The sequence below is a fragment of the Corynebacterium glaucum genome (assembly GCF_030408855.1).
Classification (GTDB): domain Bacteria; phylum Actinomycetota; class Actinomycetes; order Mycobacteriales; family Mycobacteriaceae; genus Corynebacterium; species Corynebacterium glaucum.
In genome coordinates, this window is the sequence record NZ_CP047358.1 from 2,342,302 (window position 1) to 2,366,741 (window position 24,440).

Sequence of the window (24,440 nt, forward strand, 5' to 3'; positions counted from 1 at the left end):
CTACGCTTAAAAGCTATGGCTTCACCAGTTTCACGCACCTTGGCGGGACGCGCGTTCACCATCGCGGCCCTCGCCGGCGCTGTGGGCATCGGGTCGTACTCGATGGTCGCGGAAAATGGCACCCGGGAGCAACCGCAGGCGGAATCGTCGACGACGGCGACCAAGGAGACGTCGATAAGCGAAACTCCGACGACCTTTACCACTGCCGACCAGGGCTCTTGCCTGACCTGGGAGGTGAAGGACGACGGCTCGATCAGCAACTTCGAGCAGGCCGACTGCGAGGGGCCGCACCGCTTCGAGGTGGCCCTGCGCGAGGACCTGGGCACCTACCCGACTTCCGAGTTCGGCCCGGACGCGGCGATGCCGAGCCAGACGCGGCAGGCGCAGCTGCGCGAAGAGCTGTGCGGCGCGGCGACCGTGCGCTACCTCGACGGCAAGTACGACCCGAACGGGCGCTACTCCATCGCGCCGATTCTGCCGCCGGCATCCGCGTGGGAGAAGGGCGACCGCACGATGCTGTGCGGTTTGCAGGAGACCGACCGCAACGGCGAACTCGTCTTCACCTCGGGATACGTCGCGGATCAGGATCAGGCGCGCGTGTTTGAGACCGGCGAGTGCCTGACCATCGACGCCGCGAACACGCTCACACCAGTCGAGTGCGCCGAGCCGCACCAGCTGGAAATCACAGCGACGGTTGACCTAAAGCCGGTTTTCGCCGACCACACGCCGAATGTGGACGAGCAGGACGCGCACCTCGGTGATGTGTGCACCGCGGCCGCGCAGGACTACCTCGGCGGCGAAGAGAACCTGTACCAAATCGGGCTCGACCCGTTCTGGACCACGCAGCGCACAGAGGCGTGGGAAGGCGGCTCGCGCTCGGTGAACTGCGCGTTGGTCGCCCCGCGTGAAGGTGGGCAGTTCGCGGAGCTCGTTGGCTCAGCAGTCGACGGTCGGGAGCATTTGCTTATCGACGGCGCCGCCCCGCCCGAGCAACCCGATCGCCGACCCCTGCGCGAAGCTTCCGAGCAACCGCCCGCCGCAGCGCAGTAACGGGAGAATGTGCGCATGGCGATGATGCCAGTGACCCAGGCGGAGTTCGAGGAAATGATCAACGACGCCCTGGACACCATCCCCGAGGAGTTCGCGCGCCACATGACAAACATGGTCGTGCTCGCGCGCGACTTCAACTACGACAACCCGACGCTGCTTGGGCTGTTCGAGGGCGTGCCGCTGCCGGAGAAGCAGGCGAACCACACGGGATTTTTGCCCGATGCGGTGTTTGTCTACAAAGACGCGCTTGAGGCGATGTGCTCGAATGAAGAGGAGCTGCGCCGCGAGGTGCGCGTGACCGTACTGCACGAGGTGGGCCACTACTTCGGGCTCGAGGAGCACGAGCTGCACGAACTCGGCTGGGGGTGATGCCACCCCAGGTGGTAGTGCCACCATGGGCGGCACTAGGGAGAGAGCTAAGGAAGTGCGTGGTCAGCCCACTTGCGCACGTGCCAGTGGCCGAACTCGCCCTCGGTGTCGAGGACCACGTAGGAGCAGTTGGGCAGGTAGGAACGCTCGGCATACTCAGGGGTGATTCCCCTGCCGTGGGTGGCGTTCGCCGCAAATGCGCGGATCGCGCCACCGTGCGAGACCACGACAGTGGTTCCGCCTTGTTCAACGTAGGGCATGACCGCGCCCGTATAGCGCTCCATGAAGTACGCGAACGTCTCGCCGTCTTCGATGGAGGCCTCCGGCTCGCGGCGGTAGAATCCGCGGAAGCACTGCAGGTACGCCTCGTGCGCTTCGTGGGAGTTATGCATCTCCCAGCGGCCGGCATCGACTTCTTTGATCCCGGGCACCGCGGGAATCACGTCGAAGTGCTCGCCGAATGCCAGTGCCGCGGTCTGACGCGCGCGCAGCGCTTCGGAGGAAATCACCCGGTCAACGGTGTAGTTCGCGAGAATCTCGCGGCCCGCCGCACGCGCCTGCTCCTCCCCGAGTTCGGTGAGCGCCGCGCCCGGCAGCTGCGTGTCCAGCATGCGGTCGACGTTCGAGGTGGTCTGCCCGTGGCGCATCAAGATCAGCATCAGCGTTCCCCTTCCGTCTGCGTCTGGCCCTCGCGGGCGGCGCGCACCCAAGCCTCAGCGTCGGCGATGCGGGTCTGATCCACCGGCGCCGGCGCCCCGGACGCCTTCGGCCAGGAGCCGAGGAATCTAACCCAGCTCGCGCGCAGATACACGCCGCGCATCGCTTCGGCGACGGGCGCGTCGTCGACGTGGCCGACCAGGTCAACGAAGAAGTTGTACGTGTTCGGCTCCTGGCGCGTCGGGCGCGACTCAATGCGGGACATGTCCACCCCGCGGTACGCGAACTCCTGCAGGATTGCCACAAGCGTGCCGGGCTCGTTCGGGGTCTGGAACACGATCGAGGTGCGGTCGTTGCCGGTGCGCGCCGGGGGCACACGAACCGGCCCGACCAGCACGAAACGGGTGCGCGCGGAATCCATATCCGCTACTCCGCGCGCGTGGACCTCAAGGTCGAAGATCTCCGCGGCGCGCTCCGGGGCGGCTGCGACATCGGCCTCACCGTCCGCCACCATCCGCGCGGCGGCCGCGTTCGAGGACGCCGAGACGAACTTCACTCCCGGCAAACGTTTCGAAACCCAGCCCTTGACCTGCTGGTAGGCCACTGGGTGGGTCGTCAGCGACGAGGCGTCGTCAAGCGAAAAGTCCCTCCGGCTCATGATCGCAAAGGCGATCTCCAGCTCCGTCTCCGCGAGAATCTGCACGCCGGACTCGACGAGCGCGTCGGAGGTCGAGGTCACCGCACCGTCGACAGAATTCTCAATCGCGACCACCGCGAATTCTGCCTCGCCGGCGCGCACCGCATCGAGCGCGGCCGCGGGCGAATCAACCGGCACGAAGTCCGGGTCGGGCAGGTCGAAGCGGCGCGCGGCGGCTTCGGTGAACGTGCCGGCAGGTCCGAGGTACGCGATGCGTGTCACGGCGCTAAAGTTACCGCATGCGCAGGCGCTTGGGACTCGAAGTCGTGCTGGTCCTCGTGATCACTTTCGGCACCTCAGGCCTGCGCGCGGCATTGCGCTTGGTGGACTCGTTGCTCACCGCGCCGCTCAATGAGCAAAAGACAGTGCTTGTCGACGCCCAGTCCAGCGTCTCCTGGCTCGACCTCGCGCTTCAACTCACATCCGCCTTTGTGTTGGTGGGTTGGGGCGGCCTGGCCTGGTATCTGCTGGGAGAGCGTTGGCGCTGGCCAACGTGGCGCGATCTGGGACGCGGTGCCGGGTTCGCCGCGTTGATAGGGTTGCCCGGGCTGGCGCTGTACGTCTCAGCGGTGCACCTGGGGTTGAGCAAGGTCGTAGTGCCGGCTACGGATGCGGTGCAGATTCCGACGTCGCTGCTGTGGGCGTTTGCGAACGGCTTCGGCGAGGAAGTCGTGGTGGTGATGTACCTGCTCACGCGCCTCGGCCAATTGGGGTGGAAGCCGTGGCAGGCGATCGCGGCTTCGGCGGCGCTGCGCGGCTCCTACCACCTGTACCAGGGCTTCTCCGCAGGGTTTGGCAACCTGGTCATGGGCGTGGTGTTCGCGTGGTACTTCCACAAGACGGGGCGGGTCTGGCCGCTGGTACTCGCGCACTTTCTTATCGACGCCGTTGCGTTTGTCGCCTACCCGCTACTTGATTTGTCCTGGCTTGGAATTTAGGGGTCTACACTGTCCCCATGTCAACGACCGGACATTCACCCCACTCCAACGACCCCCGGGACAACCTTGGCGACTACGTGCTGGGGAAAGACGGTCGTCCAATCGTGGACCGGTACGGGCGTCCGGTGCGTCGTCGCGAAGCAAGCGCCAAACAGCCTGAGCGCCCCCGCGGCGAGTATGAACCGCGGCGCACGCCGCACCAGCAGCGCCAGGAGCAGCAACGGCAAGCGGCTCGAGAACAGACGCGGGTCGTGCCGCAGCAGGAAGCGCGGCCGCGCCCGCGGCAGCAGATGCCGAGCCCGGCCACGCAGCAGCGGCCTGTGCAGCAACGGGTGCGCGCCCAACAGCGCCAAGTGCAGCACTCCCCGCACGTGTACGACGCCTATCACGACGAGCCTGCCGTGGACGTGCCGATGCACGTCGAAAGTGGTGGGCGCTCGCAGGTGTCGAGGCGTTCAAGGAGGCGTCGAAAAGCAAAAGCTCCTGGGTGCTTTGCGGTCCTTGCCACCCTCCTGGTCCTGACCTTGGTGGGGGGCTTGTTGCTGGATGCCCGCATGTCCCGCATCCAGGCGATGCCGGCGGACCGGGTGGCGAATACTTCGGGGACGAACTGGCTGCTGGTGGGTTCGGATTCTCGGACCGGCCTGACTGAGAACGATGTGGAGCGGCTGGGAACGGGCGGCGACATCGGCTCGACGCGCACGGACACCGTAATGCTGCTGCACATTCCGCGCTCGGGGAAGGCGACGTTGGTGTCGCTGCCGCGTGACAGCTACGTGGAGATCCCGGGGTACGGCTACGACAAGCTCAATGCCGCGTTTGCGTATGGTGGCGCGCCGCTGCTGGTGAACACGGTGGAGCAAGCGACGGGGTTGCGGGTGCACCGCTACGCGGAGATTGGCATGGGCGGCCTGGCGAACGTGGTGGACGCAGTCGGCGGCGTGGAAATCTGCGTGGCCGAGCCGATTGACGACCCGCTGGCCAACATCAACCTCCAGCCCGGCTGTCAGAACATGGATGGCGCAACCGGCCTGGGCTACGTGCGTACGCGTGCGACGGCGCAGGGCGATCTCGATCGCGTGGCCCGCCAGCGCGAGTTCCTCGGCGCGCTGATGAGCAAGGTCATGTCGCCGGGCGTGCTGCTCAACCCGTTCCGCCTGATCCCGCTTGCCTGGACGGTGCCGTCGATGTTCGTGGTGAACCAGGGCGACCACATCTGGAACCTCGCGCGCATCCCGCTGGCCATGCGCGGCGGCCTGGAGACGGAGACCATTCCGCTCGGCGGGTTCATGGACACCGAAGTGGGCAACGTTGTGCTGTGGGACGACGCTGCGGCCGCCGAGCTGTTCAACTCGCTGCGTTAAGAATCGATCCGCGCGGGAGGTACCGGCGCACCGACTGGCGGCGCAATCTTCGGGTACTTGCGGGTAGTCACGCTCTTGTTGGTGCTTTCGGCGGTTGACACACCAATCGCTTCTGCAGTTGAACTCACCGGGGTCCGGTGCGGTGTCGGATCCCAGTTGCCCTCAACAAGGCGCTTCTGAGAGAACAGACCGAGGCCGAACACAGCAAGACCAAGGACGGCCACCACGATGATGCCGATTACGCCCGGCGCGCGCGTGGCTAGGCCAAGCAGAATTCCGAACCAGCCAAAGTCCGCGTCGCCGAAGGTCGTGTTCTCCGAGCCGAATGCGCCGAGTACTTGGAGCAAGAACGCGGGCAGGAAGGTGATGAGCAGGCCGTTCACAAACGCGCCAAAGACCGCGCCGCGCCTTCCACCCGTTGCGTTGCCGTAGACGCCAGCGGCACCACCGGTGAAGAAGTGGGGAACGAGGCCGGGCAGGATAAGTGCGATGCCGAACGCAGGATTCAGCCACGCAGCAAGCACGGCAAGACCCAGCAGGCCGCCGACGAACGATGAAATGAAGCCGATGAGCACCGCATTCTGCGCGTAAGGGAAGACGATCGGCGCATCCAGCGCAGGAATCGCACCGGGAACCACCTTCGCGGCGATGCCCTGGAAGGCGGGAATGAGCTCGCCCAAGATGGTTCGCACACCGAAGAGGATCACGGCGACAGCCACACCGAAAGACAGACCCTGCGTTACTGCCTGCATGTAGTAATTGCCCACATTTGCCGCGCCATCGGGGAAGGCCTCAAAAGCCTCTGCACTGCCCACACGCGCGTGGAGCAATGCAGCGATGATGACGTACATGAGCACCATCGACAGCGCAGTAGCCACCATAGAGTCACGGAGGAACCGCAGGCCTTCTGGAAGTTTCAAGTCCTCCGTGGAGCGCGACATCTTCTCGCCTTTACCGCCCACCAACTTGCCGGTTGCGCCGGCCGCAACATAACCGGCGGTGCCGAAGTGGCCGATGGCGATACTGTCATCACCTGTAACTCGCCGTGTCCACGGGTGCGCGATCGCTGGCAGGGACACCATCAGCACACCCAGCAGCGCTGCGCCTAAGAGCACGACAACCCACGAGTTGTATCCGGCTGTGGCCAGGATGATCGTGATCATGGTGGCCATAAACAGGACGTGGTGACCGGTGAGGAACACGTACCGCAACGGGGTGATTCGAGCGAGAAGGAGCGAGATAGCGAAGCCGAGAATCATCAGCCACGCGACCTGCGCGCCATACTCCTGCTGAGCAATACCGGCTATCGCTTCGTTGGTGGGGATCACGCCTTGCGCGCCGGTTGCCCCCTGGATCATCACACCGAGCGGTTCAAGCGAGGCGACAACGAGGGTTGCGCCCGCGCCGATCAGGAGGAAGCCAAGGGTCGCTTTGATCGCGCCGCCGATAACCTGACCAGCGGACTTCCGAAGCGCTGCGAGACCGACTGCGGTGATGATGCCAATCAAGAAGGCTGGCACCGCCAGAATCTCGTTCACTATGAATTGCGCAAATCCAATCAGCGGATTCATGACTGCATCCCTTCAATGTCGTAGAGCTCGCGGAGCGCGGAGTCAACTTCAGCGTTTGAGGTGAAGTCTTGGATCACATGCACCGGCACTCCGAGGTCACCAAGAGTGCGCGCGATCTCACCGGAGGTGAGAATTAGGTCTGCCTCTTTGGCCTTACCTTTCGCCGAGATGGTGTCCGTAGCTTCGACGGTGATGTACGGGGCCCAGCCCCATTGGCTAAGCACGCTCTCCAGCGTGTTCTTGAGAAACAGGGAGGTCCCAAGGCCGTTGCCGCAAACGGTGAGGATCTTGTTCTTCGTCGTGCCGGACGCACCCGAGCCAGACTCGGTGGAGCGCGCCTGCGCCGTCTCGCCGCCTCCGGTGAGCACCTCTCTGAGTTCATCGGGTGTGCGCGCAGCATTCAGCTCGCTGCGGCGCCTCGCTAGCAAATTGGCGATTTCCCCCATTGCCCTCTGGTGCGACTTTGAGTCCACCGCGGCAAGTGCAACAACGAGGTCGACCGGGTCATTTTTCGAGTGCCCAAATTCAACCGGCCGATCCAGTCGGAGCCACGACATGGTGGTTTCATGCACTGCCTCCGAGGGGCGGGCGTGCGCAAAAGCAAAACCAGGGGCCACGACAATGTATGGCCCGTTTTCTTCCACACTGCGGATCATCGACTCGGTGTAGGCGGAACCTACCTTTCCGGTGGCTTCGAGCAACTCTCCTGCACGCCGCACCGCATCCGACCATGTGGATGCCGATCCCGCAAGATCGATCGACTCATCCGCGAGTAGTTTATTGATCTCTGACATGATTGAATATTACAACCAATGGCGGCGGTCGAAGTACCCGTTTGACATGGGATTATTTTCACAAGCATGCAGCTTTTCGACGCCCACTTCCGCATCATCTCCCCCGACCATCCGTCAGGGCCGTCGATGTTCGTGTTTGACTAGGGCGACCGCATCTGGAACCTCACGCGCATCCCGCTGGCCATGCGCGGCGGCCGAGAAACGGTGACCATCCGGTTCGGCGGGTTCATGGACACCGATGTGGGCAACCAGGTTGGCAAAGAGGTGGGCAACGTGGTGCTGTGGGTGTCTCGAATCCGAGACTTCAAGTGTAATTTGCATCTTGATTGTCTCTTAGTGTGACTTAAGCTACTTCCAAACTCGAATAGGACGTTTCGTGATGGGAGGATGCACATGGCTGGCCGTTACCCAAATGGCGATTTCTACGATTTCGAAGGGGAGCTTTCGACCGAAGAGAAAGACATTCTCTACAAGGTCCGCGATTGGACGCAGCGCTCCGTGCTGCCGATCGCAGTGGATCACTGGAACCGGGCGGAATTTCCCCACCAACTCCTGCCGGAGATTGCGGAGCTGAACATCATCAGCCTGGTCCGGGGACAGGGACGCTCCCGCTTGCTGGCCGGGTTGGTAGCAGCAGAAATCCACCGCGCAGATGGTTCCGTGGGCACCTTCTTCTCTGGCCAGGACGGGCTGTTCACCGGCTCGATTGAGTTGCTCGGCTCCGACGAGCAAAAGGAGCGTTGGCTCAGTGACCTGTACGCGGTGCGCAAGACCGGTGTGCTCGCCATTACCGAGCCGGAGGCGGGCTCCGACGTGGCCCAAGGCATGCGAACCACGGCGCAGAAGGTCGACGGTGGTTGGGTACTCAACGGCGCGAAACGCTGGATTGGCAACGCGACGTTTTCTGATTACGTGGCCGTGTACGCGCGAGACCCCGAAGACGAGCAGGTCAAGGGCTTCATCGTAGAAACTGATTCCGAGGGCTACACCGCAACTCTGATGGAAAACCGCGTTGCGATTCGTGCGGTGCAAAACGCCGACATCACCTTGGACAACGTGTTCGTGCCCGACGAGAACAAGCTGGCCAACGCGAACTCCTTCAAAGACATCAACAAGGTGTTCAAATCCGCACGTTCCACGGTGGGTTGGCAAGCCGTCGGCACACAAATGGGCGCGCTCGATGTTGCGCTGAACTACGCCGACGAGCGCCTGCAATTCGGCAAGAAAATCTCTTCCTTCCAGCTGAATCAGAACAAACTTGCCACGATGCAGGGCAACCTGGTGGCCTCCGAATCCATGATGGCGCAGCTAGCACGCATGGAAGACCGCGGCACCGCAAACAATGAGCAGTCTGCGCTAGCGAAGGCATTCACCTCGAAGCTCATGCGCGAGACCGTTGCACTGGGCCGGGAGGTCATGGGCGGCAACGGCCTGATCTCGGACTACCGCATGGCCAAGATCTTCAACGACGCTGAGGCCATCTACTCCTACGAAGGCACCTTCGACATCAACCAACTCATCGTTGGGCGCGCGCTCACCGGCGAATCCGCGTTCGTGTGAGGAGCTGCCATCCATGACACACTCAACGGCACACTCAGCACCATTGGCTGGCATCCGAGTCCTTGATTTGTCCCGCGTGCTGGCTGGCCCCTTCTGCGGAATGCTCCTGGCCGACCTCGGCGCGGAAGTGATCAAGGTGGAGTCACCCTGGGGCGACGATTCACGCCAATTCGGACCCTTTGTCGATGGCACTTCAGCCTATTACCGCCTGTTCAACCGTTCGAAGAAGGGCATCACGCTTGACTTTAAGAAGGACGAAGACAAGGAGGTACTGCGAGAACTGGTCCGACGCGCAGACGTGGTTGTGGAAAACTTCCGCCCAGGTGTCCTTGAAAAACTTGAGCTCGGCCCTGCGACGCTCCTCGAGCTCAACCCCAACCTTGTTGTCACCAGCATCTCGGGTTTTGGACAGACCGGAACGATGGCCAAGGAGCCCGCCTACGATCTTGTCGCCCAGGCCATGAGCGGGCTTATGTCCATCACGGGTTGGCCCACCGGCAAGCCAACCCGGGTAGGTATTTCCCTCGGTGACCTCATCCCCGGGCTCTACGCGGCGCTCGGCACCGTCTCCGCCTTGTACCAGCGCAACAACACCGGTAAAGGCCAGCACATCGACTTGGCTATGTACGACTCGCTCATTTCCGTCATGGAGTCTGTCGGCATGCGCGCGCTGTACGACGACACGCCGCCCACCCGCATCGGCAACGACCACGGCCTTTCCGCGCCATTTTCCACTTACGCGACCAAGGACGGAGACGTAGTCATCGCGATTACGACCAATCGGCTGTTCGAGCGGCTCGCAGCCGCTCTGGGAATGCCCGAGCTCGCTACCGATTACCGCTTCGCCGAACCTCTAGACCGCTCTGAGAACCGGGTTGCGCTGCGCGAACTGATCGAAGAAGCCCTCAGTACAAAAACAATGGACGAGACCATCGCGCTTTTCGGTGAACACGGAGTTCCCACCGCGAGGGTATATGAGCTCGACGACGCCCTGGCAAGCCCGTTGGCAACAGAGCGTGGCGTGGTTGTAGAGGAGTCTGACGGATTCCGCACCCTGGCCTCCCCCCTCAAGCTGGAGGGGATGGGCCTGCCTCACCCGGCCCCAAGTCTGGGGGCGAACAATGACGAAATTGATTCCTGGCTTAGCGAGGATCCCCGCACTGGATTGGAGGACCGTGATGAGTGAAAGCTCCGACAGCCGCGTGAGGGGAATTTCGCGGCGCATCGACTTTGAGAATTTGGCAGCTGTTCCCTCTCCGCCCCAACCGCACCCGACAACGGATCCCGGTGAACCGAGCCATAAATGGCGGTTCTTTGTCTACAGCGGCATTGGCATCTTCGCATTTTTCGTGCCGTTCACCATCGGCGAGAAGAACACCATTTTGCTGGATCATATTGTTGGCCTGCTGCAATCCTCTCTCGAAACAGCTCTTCCATACATTTCGCTGTTCATGATTACGGCGGGCGCTGTCTACCAGTTCATCTCGGGCAGGTGGAAAGAGGACTTTGCCCGCGGAGTGTTCGCGTTTCTCAGCGCGCTCGCCGTGCTGCTCTGCGCAATGCTGGTGTTTGGTTTTGGTCCAGCCTTCCTATTCGAAGACCGCCTGGGGCCGTTCATCCTGAACAAATTGGTCATCCCGGTGGGCCTGCTAATCCCGGTAGGCGCAGTCTTCCTCGGGCTCCTCGTTGGCTTCGGCCTCATGGAATTCATCGGAGTCTTGGTGCAGCGATTCATGCGGCCGGTGTATCACACCCCAGGCAAGTCAGCCGTCGATGCAGTGGCATCGTTCCTCGGCTCATACTCGCTCGGACTTTTGATCACCAACCGTGTCTACCGGTCTGGAGGATACACAGGGAAAGAGGCAGCTATCATCGCCGCAGGCTTTTCGACGGCCTCTGCCACCTTCATGGTCGTCGTCGCCAGAACCCTCGATCTGATGCACATTTGGGGCGTGTACTTCGGCGTCACCCTGATTGTGTGCTTCCTGGTGTCTGCCGTCATCGTGCGCATCCCGCCGCTGAGCACCATTCCGGATGATTACTATCCAGGGGCGACTCCGCAACCGGAAGAGCGCGCTGAAGGCAACATCTTTGCTGCCGCATGGAAAGAGGCAAAGGCGTTCCTGGCCCAGTCCGAATCGTTGGCCACGACGATCTGGCGCAACTTCAAAGACGGCGTGTTGATGACCATCCAGGTGATCCCAGGCATCATGGCTGTCGGCATCATCGGTTTGGCGCTCGCCTTCTACACACCGGTATTCAAGATCCTGGGCCTCGCGTTTTATCCACTGGCCTGGATCATGCAGATCCCTGATCCCGGGCTTGCATCCGAAGCGTTTGCCATTGGCCTGTCAGAGCTGTTCTTGCCAGCCACCTTGGTTTCTGGCAACGAATCCGAAATTCTGCGCTTCACCGTCGGAGTGGTTTCGATCAGCCAGGTGTTCTTCTTTTCCTCGATGATCCCGGCGGTGCTGGCCACCGACATCCCTCTGAGCATTGGGAAGATGGTTGTGATCTGGTTCGAGCGCGTGGTGCTTTCCGTGATCCTGACCGTGCCGATTGCGTACCTGATCTTTTAAGCATGCTGCTCTTCGATGCCCATTTCCACATCATCTCTCCCGACCATCCACTGGTGGAAAACAGCGGGTTCATGCCCGAGCCGTACACGGTCGCCGATTACCGCTCCACCACCGAAACATGGTCTGAGCGCGGCTACGAGGTTCGCGGAGGTGCCATCGTCTCCGGTTCGTTCCAGGCTTTCGATCAGGGCTACCTCACCGAGGGGCTTTCAATGCTTGGCGACGGTTTTGTGGGCGTCACCCAGCTGCCCGCCGACGTGCCTGATTCCCAAGTGCTCGAACTCGACGCCGCGGGTGTGCGGGCGGTGCGCTTCAACTTCAAGCGTGGCGGATCCGCCGGTGTCAAAGACTTGGAGTTGCTGGCTCACCGCGTCTACGACCTCGCGGGCTGGCACACCGAGCTCTACGTCGACTCCCGAGAGCTGGACGAGCTCGCACCTGTTCTTGCACGCCTTCCTCGGATCAGCATCGGTCACCTCGGTATGCACCAGGACGGCCTCGACGCGATGCTGCGCCTCGTTGAACGCGGCGCAATGGTGAAAGCGACTGGTTTTGGGCGGGTGGAACTCGACCCGGCAAAGACTATGGCCGCCGTGCTGCGTGTGAACCCGGGGGCGTTGATGGTGGGCACCGACGTGCCGTCGACACGCGCGAAGCGCCCGTTTGAGATCTCGGACCTGGACCTGATCGCGCAAACCGTGACCGATGCACTCGGCGCGCACGCGGTAGAAGATGTGTTCTGGAACAACGCGGCGCGCTGGTATCTGCATCGAACCTAGCAGCTCGCGCCGCCTGCTCCCTCTGGAAGCCGCGTCACCCAGCGCCGCTGCCAGGGGGTTTCTACTGCCCTGGGGTGGTAGTTTTCGCGTATGTACTTAATAGCAGCGCGGGGCTCGATGCCGTCGAGGACGGCCAGTACCGCCAGCGCCGTGCCCGTGCGGCCGATGCCGCCGCGGCAAGCCACTTCGACCCGTTCAGCAGCTGAGCGCTTCCACGCCTCAGTAAGCGAGGCATAAGCGTCGGGGCGGGAACTCGGGATCCAGAAGTCAGCCCACTGAATCCAACGCGAGTCCCACGGAGTATCCCGGGGAGGGCGGAAGGAAAGGTAAATACCCAGCTCGGGATCGCGCTGCAATGGTCGCGGTTTGCTCAATGCGCGGCCGAGCACCACACGGCCTGAAGGCAAAACAACCGCACCCGGGGCGGTGTGGTCCCAGGTGCGGTTGTTCATCATGCAGTAGAGCTTCCGGTTACCGTGCGACTGTGTCGCTTCCGCCCGTAGAGCTGGTGCCGGCAGAACCAAAAGAGCGGTTGCTAGTCACTACGGAGCCTTCAACGCCGGGCCAGGTGCCAGCCTCGATCATCTCGCGCTTGCGCACCTCCCAGAACTCGGCGTTCTTGATGCCAAGCGCCTCCGGGTCGAACTGCGGATCCAGGCCGGCCTTCTTCTGGCGGCGGTAGTCCCACAGGCACTTCATCGCCGGTACCTGGAGGAACAGGATCGCCACGATGTTGAGCCAAGCGGTCGCGCCCACGCCGATGTCGCCAAGCGCCCAGGCGGTGCCCGGCGTGGAGGTCGCACCGATGAACACGGCGACAACAATGAGCACGCGCAGGATCCAGATAATTGCTCGGCGTGCAGCCACGTTTTTCACCCATCGGTTGAGGTAGGTGAAATTCACCTCGGCCAGGTAGTAGTAGGCAAGCACGGTGGTGAATGCGAAGAACATGATCGCCAGCGCCACGAAGCTCGGGCCGAGACCACCGGCAATCGTGTTCAGACCCTCTTGCACAAAGCCCGGGCCAACAGCAATGTCACTAGGCAGCGAGCCTTCGTAGATCACCGCTCCGTCCTCGGACTGTCCTTCAAACACGCGGTACATGTCGGTAGAGATGATGATGAACGCGGTCGCCGAGCAGACAAACAAGGTGTCCACGTACACCGCGAAGGACTGCACGAAGCCCTGCTTCGCCGGGTGGGAAACCTCGGCTGCGGCTGCGGACTGGGGGCCGGTGCCCTGGCCAGACTCGTTGGAGTAGATGCCGCGCTTAACACCCCACATGATCGCCGCGCCAAGCATGCCGGAGAAGATCGCCTCCTGGTCGAATGCGGAGCGGAAGATCAGGCCGAAGACCTCCGGGATCTGCGAGAAGTTGGCGAACAGTACGACCAGCGCGATCAAGATGTAGATGCCTGCCATGAGTGGCACAACCAGGGAAGCAAAGGTGGCGATGCGTTTCACGCCACCGATAATGATCACGCCGAGCAGCACAGCCATGATCGCGGCGGAGATCCAGGTCTCGATCCCCCACGCGTTCTGCACCGCGGCTGCCACACCGTTTGCCTGAATACCAGGCAGGAAGTAGGAGGTAGCCAGGATCATGCAGATGGCGAAGAAGATCGCGTATACCAGCGCGAACGGGCGCGCTGCGGTGTGCGAGTACGCCTTCTCGATGTAGTACGCCGGGCCTCCGCGATACTCACCGGTGTCACGGTCTTTCTCCTTGTAGATCTGTGCCAGGGTGCACTCGATGTAGGAGGTGGCAGCGCCCAGGAACGCCACGATCCACATCCAGAACACCGCGCCCGGACCACCGAACGCGGTAGCGGTCGCCACACCGGCGATGTTGCCTACGCCGACGCGGTTTGCCAGCGACATCATCAGGGACTGGAACGACGAGATACCTGACTCGGATGATTCTCCCTGGGACAGCTGCTTCAACATGTCAGGCAGGCAACGCACCTGCATGAACAATGTCACGATGGTGAAGTACACGCCCGCGCCCAAGCAAAGGAACACGAGCCATTGGGACCAGATAATGCCGTTTAGCGTTGAAAGAAAGTCCTCCATAGCGCCTCCTTGAAGTGGCAAGACAAACGGAAACCTGTAGGTCAATAGAGAATCTAGGCCATCGCCGTGTGTCCCGCGTCACTTTCAGCCAAATTTGTTGCTTAGGAAATGGCGGAGGCGACAACTTCTTCGATGAGTCGCGCTGCTGCCTTGGCGGTGCGTGAGTCGATGTCAAAGTCAGGGTTGAGCTCCACCACATCGAGAAGTGCTACTCGCCCGGTTGCCGCCACTGCGGACACCATTGCCAACACGGTTTCCATCGCCACTCCGTAACCAGCTGGAGCGGACACCCCCGGCGCGACTGCTGCGGGCAGTACGTCCAAGTCGATGCTCAGATGGATCGGCAGCGTACTTCTCCCCACGATCTCATCGATCAACTTCGAAGCATCGTGCACCGACAGACCCGCAAGCTCGGTATCCAACACCGTGCGCACACCGAGCGATTCTGCCGTGTCGAAGAGCACCGCGGTGTTGTTCGGTCGGGAGATTCCCAGCACGGAGTAATCAAATTCCCCCCCGGCCAGCTCAGCGATCTGCAGGAACGGGGTGCCAGAGGTCGCACGGTCCGCCTTGCGCAGGTCAAAGTGCGTGTCGAAGTTAATTACCTGCATCGGCCCGCGCGCTTCGAAGACTCCCCGGTGGGAAGCGAACGACGTTTCATGCCCGCCGCCGAGAACGATCACCATGTTTGAAGCCTCAGCGAGTTCACGAACGCGATCACTGAGTTCACGCTGGCCACCTTCAAGGTCGTCGCCTTGGGTGGTCACGGTTCCTGCGTCGTAAAGCAACCGCTCCTCGTGCACCGCTAAACCTCCCAGCGCTGCGCGAAGTGCTTCCGGGCCAGCGGCGGCACCTTGCCGGCCGCCGTTGCGCAGTACCCCTTCGTCTGAGGCGAAACCAATGAGCGCGACGCCGTCGCGGGGTGTGGCCGAGGTGTCGGCGAGCTGCATGACGCTGTGCCAGCGCGCGTGCTCCGGGCCGGGGCCGTCATCACGCCCGCTCCATGCTTTAGCTGGGGTGTACAGGGGCGCGCTGACTGTGTTCATGCGCCCCAGCCTAGCTGTGTGCGGGTATTGCATACTTGGGTGCATGACTAAGCCGCAGGTACCTGCCGCGCATAATGTGCTGCGGATTCTGACGCTACTGTCAAACACGGACGCGCCAATTTCCGCTACCCGCATTCAGCGCGAGTTGGATTTGCCCCGTTCCACCACGTACCACCTGCTCCACGAGTTGGAGGGGTCCGGTTTCGTGGTCCGTTTGGATAAGCCGGCGACGTACGGCCTGGGGCTGGCGGCATACCAGATGGCGCAGGCATACACCGTTCAGCAGCCGCTTGTGCGAGCGACGTCGAAGGACATGCAACGTATCGCGAAGCTCGCGGGCGGCTCTTCGCACCTGTCTAGGCTTGCGGGGTCAGAGATTGTGTACCTCCAGGAAATTCGCGCCCCTGGCACGATGTCACTGTTGACAGAGGTCGGTGTTCGCCTCCCTGCCCTGACCACCGCCTCGGGGCGGACCATGCTTTCCCATCTCCCGGAGGCCGAGCTGCGCGCGGTGTTTGACGCTTCGGGCGAGCGGGGGAAGTACCGGGAGCTCAAGGAACTAATTGACACGGCCCGCGACCAGGGCTGGGCTTCGGAGCATCAGGAGGTGTCTCGCGGGCAGGAGTCCATCGCGGTCACCATTGTGGATCACCTCGCCCGCCCCGCCGCAGCACTCGCCGTCACATTCCCCGTCGGTAAGTCCAGGGAGGAAAAATCCAGGCTTATCGACGCACTTACGAACGCCGCGACCCAAATCTCGCAACGATTCTTTGGAAACGGATTAGGTTGACTTCCATGACTGAAATTGCTGACCACATTGTTTCCGTCGGCGTAGGCGCGCTTTCCATCGCCGACGTCGTTGCTGTTGCGCGCTACGGCGCGCAGGTTGAAATTGATTCCGCTGCAATTGAGGAAATGGCCGCCACCTGCGCGCGTGTCGAGGAGCTGGCGAACGACCCCACCCCGGTCTACGGGATCTCCACCGGCTTCGGCGCGTTGGCGCGCCGTCACATCCCCGAAGACATGCGTGCCAAACTGCAGGTCTCATTGATCCGCTCGCACGCCGCGGGCACCGGACCGGAAGTTGAGGAAGAAGTCGTCCGCGCACTCATGCTCCTGCGGCTGTCCACCTTGTGCACGGGGCGCACCGGCGTGCGACCGGTGGTCGCTGAGACGTACGCGGCGGTGCTCAACGCCGGCATCACCCCGGTCGTGCGCGAATACGGCTCGCTGGGGTGTTCAGGCGACCTCGCTCCGCTGGCGCACTGCGCACTCGCCTTGATTGGTGAAGGCGAATGCCGCGTTGATGGCGGCCCGATCATGGCATCCGCGGATGCACTCGCAGATGCAGGCATTACTCCGCTGGTGCTGCAGGAGAAGGAAGGACTGGCACTGATCAACGGCACCGATGGCATGCTCGGCATGCTTTGTCTCGCCATCACTGATCTCCGCCAGGCCGCGAAGGTGGCCGATATCGCGGCCGCCATGACGGTAGAAGGCCTCACCGGCACACTCTCGGTGTTTGACGACGATCTTCAGCAGCTACGTCCCCACCCTGGCCAAGCCGCCTCAGCGGCGAACATCCGCACTGTCGCCGCAGACTCTGCGATCCTCGCGGCAGCAGCAGAAGAGTTTAGGGAAAAGCAGGTCCAAGACGCCTACTCGGTGCGTTGCGCACCCCAGGTAGCTGGCGGATTCCGCGACACGCTCACTCACGCGGAGCAGGTCGCGGGCAGGGAGCTCGCCGCCGCGGTGGACAACCCCGTGGTGGCGCTGGATGGGCGTGTCACCTCGAACGGGAACTTCCACGGCGCGCCCGTGGCGTATGTACTCGACTTTCTAGCGATTGTCGTCGCGGATTTGGCGTCGATAAGCGAGCGGCGCACCGACCGTTTTCTAGACACGGCGCGCAACCGTGGGCTGAATGCTTTTCTTGCCGATGACCCGGGCGTGGATTCTGGGCACATGATTGCACAGTATTCGCAGGCCGGAATCGTGCACGAGCTGAAGCGCAACGCGACGCCGGCGTCGGCGGATTCGATCCCGTCTTCGGCGATGCAGGAAGATCACGTCTCCATGGGCTGGGCAGCCGCACGGAAACTGCGTCGCAGTGTGGACGGTCTGCAGCGCGTGCTGGCCGTTGAAATTCTCACCGCAGCCCGCGCACTGGATATGCGCGAAGGCGCACCCGCGCCGGGAACTGCCGCTGCTGTGGGTGCGTTGCGCCAGCGGGTTAGCGGTCCCGGCCCGGATCGTTTCCTTGCACCGGAAATTGAGCACACTGTCGAGCTGGTCAAATCGGGCACTTTAGTCACCGCAGTAGAGAACGCCGTGGGGGCTCTGCAGTAAGAGCACGGGTTAAGTCTGGGATCTCAGACTAGTCGTCATATCTAACGCTGGATTTTGTGCCCTGCGCCGCAATATGCTCTCCCATGTAACTCAAGTCACAGGAGGCATTGTCATGAAATGGCACCCAAAAACCGAACCGAACCCGTTGCCTTACTCTCCGTTCAAGTCCAGCACGGTTCCCCGCCCTATCGGTTGGCTCTCCAGCGTCGACCCCGAGGGGCGCGAAAACATTGCCCCGTACAGCCAGTGGCAGAACCTCACCTTCGATCCGCCGATGGTGATGTTCTCCGCAAACCAATACCCGGATGGGCGTAGAAAGGACACCGTCCTCAACGCGGAGCAAACCGGTTGGTTTGTGTGGAACATGGCGACTTACGACCTGCGTGAGGAGGTGAACAAGTCCGCTATGGCTCTGCCGCACGAGGAAAGTGAGTGGGACCACCTCGAGGTGACCAAAATCTACGCCGATAACTACCCGGTTCCGATGATCGCCGAGAGTCCGATCAAGTTCGAATGCCGTTACAAGACCACGCTGCGCATCCCCGGCAATACACCGGTGGGCACGATTGATCTGGTCGTGGCGGATGTGGAGACGATTCACATCAACGAAGACTTCCTCGACGCGGACGGCAAGATCGACGTGTTGAAAATCCGCCCTATCGCACGCATGGGCTACTTCGACTACACCGTGGTCACCGAGAAGTTTGAAATGCGAGTACCAGGATCCGATTCGGCAGCCCAGGCAGGCTTGGAAGGCTCGGCATGACAACCGCACAAGTGGGCAGGCCCTCTCCCACTTGGCCGGCTACGCCCCAGCAGTCGCGCGTTCGCGACATGCTGGTTGCCAACCTGGGTAACGTGCTGGAGTGGTACGACTGGAACGTTTACACGATCTTCGCACCATTTCTGGCGATCCAGTTCTTCAACCACGACAACCCAACTTCGGCGTTGCTGAGCACCCTCGCAGTGTTCGCGGTCGGCTTTGTCGCTCGTCCCATCGGCAGATTCGTCTTCGGAGCCTACGCCGATCGGGTCGGCCGCAAGCAGGCGTTGGTGGTTGCGATGATGACCACTGCGGTCGGCTCGCTGGTGATTGGTTTTGCTCCCGGGTTTGACGCCGTCGGAGTCTGGGCATCTGTCATTTTGGTGGCCGCCCGCCTCATCCAGGGTCTTGCGCACGGCGGCGAAATGGGCACCGCGGTGACCTACTTGGTGGAGCGCGCACCAGAGGGACGCCGTGCATTCTTCGGCTCAACGTCGTGGACCAGCGTTGTCATCGGCACCATGACGGCAACCATGACCGGTCTGCTCATCAACGCCCTACTGACCGAAGAGCAGGTTGGGGCGTGGGGCTGGCGCATCCCATTCATCATCGGCGGTGTTCTCGGGCTCTACGCCCTGTGGCTGCGGCGCAGCATGTCTGAAACGGACGCGTTCAACACCGAGAAAACCGACGGTGCAGTAGCCGCGACGGGCACTGCACGCACCCAAGACTCCATCTGGTCACACTGGCGCGGCCTGGTGCGCATCTTCCTTATCTCTGCAGGCGGGTCGTTGTTCTTCTATACCTGGTCGATCTATCTGCCCACGCACGTCCAAGTGGTGCACGGCCAATCTGCGAACAGCGCGCTCAGCGCGAGCCTAATCGCAGAGTTCATTTTCTTACTCGCAATCCCCCTGATGGGCATGCTCGGCGACCACATTGGAAGGAAGCCGATGGTGATGATTGCGGGCACCCTCTTCGTCTTGATCACCATCCCGATCTACCGCTTCCTCGACGGCACTTTCATCACGCAACTGGTTGGCCAAATAGCAGCGCTAGTGTCACTGTCGTTTCTTTTCGGTGTGAACGGGGCAATCTGGACGGAGGCACTGCCCACTCGCTACCGCGCCGTAGGCGTAGCCACCATGCTTTCTGCCGCAACAGCCATCTTCGGCGGCACGGCACCATACCTGAACACCTGGCTGTCTAAAGAGGGCTACGGTCACCTATTCCCCTACTACCTTGTGGCAATGGCAGCAGTCACACTGCTCACCGGCGCCCTGATGAAAGAAACAAAGGATCTCGACCTGAAAGCATAGGCCCAACGGTCATTCACGTCTCGTATCCGAGACGAAAGCGAGCAGAAACGCCCGCGCTTCGTTTTCTCGGTTTCTAACCTTGAACCAACAACCACCACACCCCACGGAAAGGAACCACCATGGCTAAGAACTGGTCTGAGGGTGCGCGCGAGGTGCGCTCCCCGCGCGGCACGGACATCACCGCAAAATCCTGGCAAACCGAAGCGCCGCTGCGCATGCTCCACAACAACCTCGACCCAGAGGTCGCTGAGCGCCCCGATGACCTCGTGGTCTACGGTGGCACCGGCCGCGCCGCGCGGAGCTGGGAGGCGTTCGACGCGATCGTCGATACGCTGCGCGACCTCGAAGCTGACGAGACTCTCCTGGTCCAATCCGGCAAACCGGTCGGCGTGTGGAAGACCAACGAATGGGCACCTCGCGTCCTGATCGCCAACTCTAACCTCGTCGGCGACTGGGCCAACTGGGAGCACTTCCGCGAACTCGAAGACGAAGGCTTGATGATGTACGGCCAGATGACCGCAGGCTCCTGGATTTACATCGCCACCCAGGGCATTCTTCAGGGCACTTACGAGACTTTCGCCGCGGTAGCCAAGAAGCGCTTTGACGGTACGCTTGCAGGCACGTTGACCCTCACCGGCGGCTGCGGCGGCATGGGCGGTGCGCAGCCACTTTCCGTCACTCTCAACGGTGGTGCCTGCCTGATCGTCGATGTCGACGAGGCTCGGCTGAAGCGCCGCCAGGCCAAGCGCTACCTCGATGAAGTCACCACCGACATCGAAGAGGCCATTAAGTTAGTCACCGAGGCGAAAGAGGAAAAGCGCGCGCTTTCCGTCGGCCTCGTTGGCAACGCCGCAGACGTCTTCCCGGAGATGCTGCGCCGCCAGCGCGCAGGCGAGTTCACCGTTGATATTGTCACCGACCAAACTTCGGCGCACGACCCGTTGAGCTACCTGCCAACTGAAATCACCTTCAGCGACTGGCACACCGAGGCGGCGGCCGACCCGACCACCTTCACCAAGAAGGCCCGCGAGGCGATGGCCACCCAGGTCCAGGCGATGGTGGAATTCCAGGACGAGGGCGCCGAGGTGTTCGACTACGGCAACTCGATTCGCGACGAAGCCCGTAAGGCCGGCTACAACCGCGCCTTCGAGTTCCCCGGCTTCGTCCCGGCCTACATCCGCCCGCTGTTCTGCGAGGGTCTCGGCCCGTTCCGCTGGGTTGCGCTTTCCGGCGACCCGGAGGACATCAAAGTCACAGACCAGGCAATCAAGGAGGCCTTCCCGGACAACGAGCACCTGCACCGCTGGATCGACGCCGCTGAGGAGTACGTGGAGTTTGAAGGCCTGCCGGCGCGTATTTGCTGGCTCGGTTACGGCGAGCGCGCCAAGGCCGGCGTGATCTTCAACAACCTGGTCAAGGAAGGCAAGGTCAAGGCACCGATCGTTATTGGCCGAGACCACCTGGACTCCGGTTCGGTGGCCTCACCGTACCGTGAGACCGAGTCCATGCTCGATGGCACCGACGCGGTGGCAGACTGGCCGCTGCTCAACGCCATGACCGCCGTTGCCGGCGGCGCTACCTGGGTGTCCATTCACCACGGCGGCGGCGTGGGCATGGGCCGCTCCATCCACACCGGCCAGGTAACGGTGGCTGATGGCACCGAGATCGCCGAGGCCAAGCTCGAGGCTGTCTTGACCAATGATCCGGGCATGGGCGTGATCCGCCACGTTGACTCCGGCTACTCTCGCGCGTGGGAAGTGGCACAGGAGCGCGACGTGCGCATCCCAATGGCATTCCAGGCCCGCGACTAACAACTGCTACCCGCGCTGAAAGGCAATTATGCACACCCTCATCACCGGCATCTCCGAGCTCCGCACCGTCTCTGAGCTTGGAACGATCAAAGACGCCTCTTTGCTCATCGACGGCGGCGTGATCGCTTGGGTTGGCCCCGCCGAGGAAATACCCGCCGGGGCGGACGCTGCAGAGCGTGTCGATGTGGGTGGGCGCGCGGTGTTACCGGGATGGGTCGACTCGCATACTCACATGGTGTTCGACGGCAACCGCGCCGAGGAGTTCGAGGCGCGCATGGCCGGCGAATCTTACGCGGCGGGCGGCATCGCTGTGACAATGGAGGCGACCCGGTCGGCGGGTGCTGCGCGACTTGACCAGCTGCTCGCGGAGCGTGTCGCTGCGGGCCGTGCAGGCGGGACAACCACGTTCGAGACGAAAACGGGCTACGGGCTCAACGTGGAATCCGAGTTGGAGGCCGCGCGCGTGGCTTCGCGCCACGTTGATGACGTGACGTTCCTCGGCGCCCATCTCGTGCCGCCAGGTGCGGAAGTCGAGGCGTACGTGGACGAGGTCGTCGGCCCCATGCTTGACGCGGTGAAGGAACACGTGCAGTGGATCGACGTGTTCTGCGAACGCGGTGCGTTCAACGAGGAGCAATCCCGGCGGGTCCTCGAAGCCGGCAAGGCTGCGGGCCTCGGAGTGCGGGTACACGGCAACCAGCTCGGTGAAGGTCCCGGTGTCAGGCTCGCGGTGGAGATGGGTGCAGCCAGCGTGGACCACGTGAACTACTTGTCTAATAAGGATTTTGAGTTGCTGGCGGGTTCACAGACCGTCGCCACGCTTTTGCCCGCGTGCGACCTTTCGACCCGAGAGCAACTCGCACCGGGCCGACGGCTGATCGATGCTGGGGCGACCGTAGCGATTGCCTCGAACCTGAACCCCGGCACGAGCTTCACCAGTTCAATGAACTTCTGCGTGACCACCGCGGTGTTGCAACAACACCTCACGCTCGACGAGGCCATTGAGGCAGCGACCACCGGTGGCGCCAAGGCTTTGCGACGCCACAACGTGGGCGAAGGCCAAGACCCGCAGGGCCGCCCCGCGAAAGGCACGCTGGTTCCCGGCGCGGCCGCGGACCTGCACATCCTGGATGCGGAAAACGCGATCAATCTCGCCTACCGGCCCGGCATGCCCATCACGTGGCAAACCTGGGTCGCCGGTGAGCGGGTGTACGGCTAGGCCTCGACGACAATCCCACAGACGCGTTTGAGTTGTTGCAGTGCGTCGGCGTGCATCTGAGCCGTTGGCGCAGAGCATGCGTCCGCAAGCACACTGATGCGGTACCCGAGATCCGCACCGGTTACCGCAGTCTCGATGATCGCGTGGGCAGTGGAAAAACCGGCCAGCTCAAGCTCGTCGATCCTCATCGCCTGCAGTACCGAGTCAAGTTCCGTCCCGGCGAACGCATCCACCCCGAACTTGTCGATCACCACATCACCGTCGATCAAGCCGCAGCCATCAGCGATCTGTGCAGCCCCATCCGGGCCACCGTCCGAACCGTCTTGGCGAAGGAAACGCACCCAGATGATCGGCACATTGCCGGCACGGAACTGCGCAACCCGGCGCGCTATCGCGCTGATCAGCTCAGCCCGGGAGAGCGGCCCGCCCGCGAGGTCGAGGATCCAATCTTGAGCGTCGATGACGACGAGACAGGAAGACATCGGTTCTCAGCGCTGACCTAGTACCGGGACTCGACCGGCTCCGGCAGCGAGGTGATCGTTTCCATCTCCTCACTCGTGAGCTGGATGGTGCCCGCGTCACGGTTCGACTCAATGTGGCCGATGCTGCGGCTGCCGGGGATCACGGCCGTCGACTGGCTGAGACCGAGCACCCATGCCAGGGCAATTTGCGACGTAGCGACCCCGCGCTGATCGGCGATACGCTCAAGCGCTTCAACGATCTGCGCGTTCCGCTCCTGCGCATCAGGGGTGAACCTGGGCATCCACGTCCGGAAATCACCCTCCATGAGTTTTGAGGTATCCAGCTTGCCCGTGAGGTATCCCCGTCCCAGCGGTGAAAAGGCCACGAGCGTCGCACCGTGTTCTTCGCACCAATCCAGGACACTCAGCGGCTCGGCGCCTTCCTTCGCCTCCTGAGGTTTGAGAGGGTCCCGGGTCCACACGGAAAGTTCGGATTGCACCGCGGCGATTTGGGCCACCTCAGCAGCGGCAACGAGTTGCTCTACCGTGGCCTCACTGACACCGATGTGGCGGATCTTTCCGGCTTGCTGCGCCTCCGCGAGCACCTGCACCTGCTCTTGCACGGGGACCTCGGAATCTAACCGGTGCAAGTAGTACAGGTCGATGTGGTCTCGATTGAGTCGGCGCAGCGACTGCTCGAGCGCGTCCGTCAGATGTGCACGCGTGCCGTCGACGTGCATGGACAACGGTTCAACGCTGTCGACGACGATGCCGCCCTTCGACGCCACAAACGCGTCCGGACAACCGACAAGCGCTCGACCAACGAGTTCTTCGTTGTGGCCTGCGGCGTACATATCACTGGTGTCGAAGTGTCGCACCCCTGCTTCGTAGGCACGTCGGATTGTCTCCGCGCTCTGGCCGTCGTCAAGCTGCCCTGGCCTGCTGTACCCCCAACTGAAACCCATGCAACCGAGCCCAACCCTGGAACTCGACGGAAACAATCTACCGATGTTCGTCCTCATAGTGACCCCTTTGCTGAGC

Annotated in this window: 23 protein-coding genes; 14 read left to right on the plus strand and 9 right to left on the minus strand. The window is 62.4% G+C overall.

Going from position 1 to position 24,440, the window contains the following annotated elements:
• Positions 1-15 precede the first annotated feature (15 nt).
• Both CGLAUT_RS11325 and CGLAUT_RS11330 read left to right on the plus strand, forming a co-directional pair.
• A complete protein-coding gene (locus CGLAUT_RS11325; RefSeq protein WP_095660820.1) occupies positions 16-1,050 on the plus strand; it encodes a septum formation family protein in 1,035 nt (344 codons plus the stop codon).
• A 21-nt stretch (positions 1,051-1,071) separates the two neighbouring features.
• Positions 1,072-1,419 (plus strand): metallopeptidase family protein, encoded by a 348-nt coding sequence (locus CGLAUT_RS11330; protein ID WP_095661198.1) that lies wholly within the window; start codon positions 1,072-1,074, stop codon positions 1,417-1,419.
• A 47-nt stretch (positions 1,420-1,466) separates the two neighbouring features.
• On the opposite strand, the gene CGLAUT_RS11335 is transcribed toward CGLAUT_RS11330, so the two are convergent.
• Positions 1,467-2,078: a histidine phosphatase family protein gene (locus tag CGLAUT_RS11335; protein WP_095660821.1), complete on the minus strand. Its 612-nt coding sequence runs from the start codon at positions 2,076-2,078 to the stop codon at positions 1,467-1,469.
• Positions 2,078-2,995, minus strand: a complete 918-nt coding sequence (gene pheA, locus CGLAUT_RS11340; RefSeq protein WP_290185277.1) for a prephenate dehydratase — start codon at positions 2,993-2,995, stop codon at positions 2,078-2,080. The genes CGLAUT_RS11335 and pheA overlap by 1 nt, the downstream gene beginning before the upstream one ends.
• Before the next feature lie 17 nt (positions 2,996-3,012).
• Between pheA and CGLAUT_RS11345 the strand changes: the two genes are divergently transcribed.
• Together CGLAUT_RS11345 and CGLAUT_RS11350 are read left to right on the plus strand one after the other, a co-directional pair.
• A complete protein-coding gene (locus CGLAUT_RS11345) occupies positions 3,013-3,711 on the plus strand; it encodes a CPBP family intramembrane glutamic endopeptidase (RefSeq protein ID WP_095660823.1) in 699 nt (232 codons plus the stop codon).
• A gap of 17 nt (positions 3,712-3,728) precedes the next feature.
• A complete protein-coding gene (locus CGLAUT_RS11350) occupies positions 3,729-5,075 on the plus strand; it encodes an LCP family protein (RefSeq protein ID WP_290185278.1) in 1,347 nt (448 codons plus the stop codon).
• On the opposite strand, the gene ulaA is transcribed toward CGLAUT_RS11350, so the two are convergent.
• Both ulaA and CGLAUT_RS11360 read right to left on the minus strand, forming a co-directional pair.
• Positions 5,072-6,646: a PTS ascorbate transporter subunit IIC gene (gene ulaA, locus CGLAUT_RS11355; RefSeq protein WP_290185279.1), complete on the minus strand. Its 1,575-nt coding sequence runs from the start codon at positions 6,644-6,646 to the stop codon at positions 5,072-5,074. The genes CGLAUT_RS11350 and ulaA overlap by 4 nt on opposite strands.
• A complete protein-coding gene (locus CGLAUT_RS11360) occupies positions 6,643-7,440 on the minus strand; it encodes a PTS sugar transporter subunit IIAB (RefSeq protein ID WP_290185281.1) in 798 nt (265 codons plus the stop codon). Before CGLAUT_RS11360 ends, ulaA begins: the two co-directional genes overlap by 4 nt.
• 393 nt (positions 7,441-7,833) lie before the next feature.
• On the opposite strand from CGLAUT_RS11360, the gene CGLAUT_RS11365 reads away from it, so the two are divergent.
• From CGLAUT_RS11365 to CGLAUT_RS11380, 4 genes are read left to right on the plus strand one after another with little or no spacing between them, the layout of a single operon-like run.
• A complete protein-coding gene (locus CGLAUT_RS11365; protein ID WP_290185283.1) occupies positions 7,834-9,000 on the plus strand; it encodes an acyl-CoA dehydrogenase family protein in 1,167 nt (388 codons plus the stop codon).
• A gap of 13 nt (positions 9,001-9,013) precedes the next feature.
• Positions 9,014-10,186, plus strand: coding sequence for a CaiB/BaiF CoA transferase family protein (locus CGLAUT_RS11370; RefSeq protein ID WP_290185285.1), 1,173 nt, complete (start codon positions 9,014-9,016; stop codon positions 10,184-10,186).
• Positions 10,179-11,579, plus strand: a complete 1,401-nt coding sequence (locus CGLAUT_RS11375; protein ID WP_290185286.1) for a YjiH family protein — start codon at positions 10,179-10,181, stop codon at positions 11,577-11,579. The genes CGLAUT_RS11370 and CGLAUT_RS11375 overlap by 8 nt, the downstream gene beginning before the upstream one ends.
• Positions 11,580-11,581: 2 nt before the next feature.
• The gene (locus CGLAUT_RS11380; protein ID WP_290185287.1) at positions 11,582-12,358 is read left to right on the plus strand and encodes an amidohydrolase family protein; all 777 of its coding nucleotides are present in this window, start codon (positions 11,582-11,584) and stop codon (positions 12,356-12,358) included.
• Here CGLAUT_RS11380 and CGLAUT_RS11385 read toward each other — a convergent pair.
• The 3 genes from CGLAUT_RS11385 to hutG form a co-directional block, all read right to left on the minus strand.
• Positions 12,355-12,810: a protein-tyrosine phosphatase family protein gene (locus CGLAUT_RS11385; protein WP_415877161.1), complete on the minus strand. Its 456-nt coding sequence runs from the start codon at positions 12,808-12,810 to the stop codon at positions 12,355-12,357. The two genes, CGLAUT_RS11380 and CGLAUT_RS11385, sit on opposite strands and share 4 nt — an antisense overlap.
• A 19-nt stretch (positions 12,811-12,829) precedes the next feature.
• Entirely contained in the window at positions 12,830-14,431 is a 1,602-nt protein-coding gene (locus CGLAUT_RS11390; RefSeq protein WP_290185289.1) for an alanine/glycine:cation symporter family protein, read from the minus strand.
• Between the two features lie 101 nt (positions 14,432-14,532).
• Entirely contained in the window at positions 14,533-15,477 is a 945-nt protein-coding gene (gene hutG, locus CGLAUT_RS11395; RefSeq protein ID WP_290185291.1) for a formimidoylglutamase, read from the minus strand.
• 43 nt (positions 15,478-15,520) lie between these two features.
• On the opposite strand from hutG, the gene CGLAUT_RS11400 reads away from it, so the two are divergent.
• The 6 genes from CGLAUT_RS11400 (at position 15,521) to hutI (ending at position 22,938) form a co-directional block, all read left to right on the plus strand.
• Positions 15,521-16,267 carry an IclR family transcriptional regulator gene (locus CGLAUT_RS11400; protein WP_290185293.1) on the plus strand — a complete coding sequence of 249 codons (747 nt, stop codon included), beginning with the start codon at positions 15,521-15,523 and terminating at the stop codon, positions 16,265-16,267.
• Between the two features lie 5 nt (positions 16,268-16,272).
• The gene (hutH, locus tag CGLAUT_RS11405; RefSeq protein WP_290185295.1) at positions 16,273-17,826 is read left to right on the plus strand and encodes a histidine ammonia-lyase; all 1,554 of its coding nucleotides are present in this window, start codon (positions 16,273-16,275) and stop codon (positions 17,824-17,826) included.
• A gap of 112 nt (positions 17,827-17,938) precedes the next feature.
• Positions 17,939-18,592 (plus strand): flavin reductase family protein, encoded by a 654-nt coding sequence (locus CGLAUT_RS11410; protein WP_290185296.1) that lies wholly within the window; start codon positions 17,939-17,941, stop codon positions 18,590-18,592.
• On the plus strand, positions 18,589-19,908 hold the full coding sequence (locus CGLAUT_RS11415) for an MFS transporter (protein WP_290185297.1): 1,320 nt from the start codon (positions 18,589-18,591) through the stop codon (positions 19,906-19,908). The genes CGLAUT_RS11410 and CGLAUT_RS11415 overlap by 4 nt, the downstream gene beginning before the upstream one ends.
• Before the next feature lie 119 nt (positions 19,909-20,027).
• Positions 20,028-21,719 carry a urocanate hydratase gene (gene hutU / locus CGLAUT_RS11420; protein WP_290185298.1) on the plus strand — a complete coding sequence of 564 codons (1,692 nt, stop codon included), beginning with the start codon at positions 20,028-20,030 and terminating at the stop codon, positions 21,717-21,719.
• 28 nt (positions 21,720-21,747) lie between these two features.
• Complete coding sequence (hutI, locus tag CGLAUT_RS11425) at positions 21,748-22,938, plus strand: imidazolonepropionase (RefSeq protein ID WP_290185300.1); 1,191 nt, start codon at positions 21,748-21,750, stop codon at positions 22,936-22,938.
• Here hutI and CGLAUT_RS11430 read toward each other — a convergent pair.
• Both CGLAUT_RS11430 and CGLAUT_RS11435 read right to left on the minus strand, forming a co-directional pair.
• Positions 22,935-23,420, minus strand: coding sequence for a cysteine hydrolase family protein (locus tag CGLAUT_RS11430; protein ID WP_290185302.1), 486 nt, complete (start codon positions 23,418-23,420; stop codon positions 22,935-22,937). The two genes, hutI and CGLAUT_RS11430, sit on opposite strands and share 4 nt — an antisense overlap.
• A gap of 17 nt (positions 23,421-23,437) precedes the next feature.
• Complete coding sequence (locus CGLAUT_RS11435; RefSeq protein ID WP_343898639.1) at positions 23,438-24,421, minus strand: aldo/keto reductase; 984 nt, start codon at positions 24,419-24,421, stop codon at positions 23,438-23,440.
• Positions 24,422-24,440 lie beyond the last annotated feature (19 nt).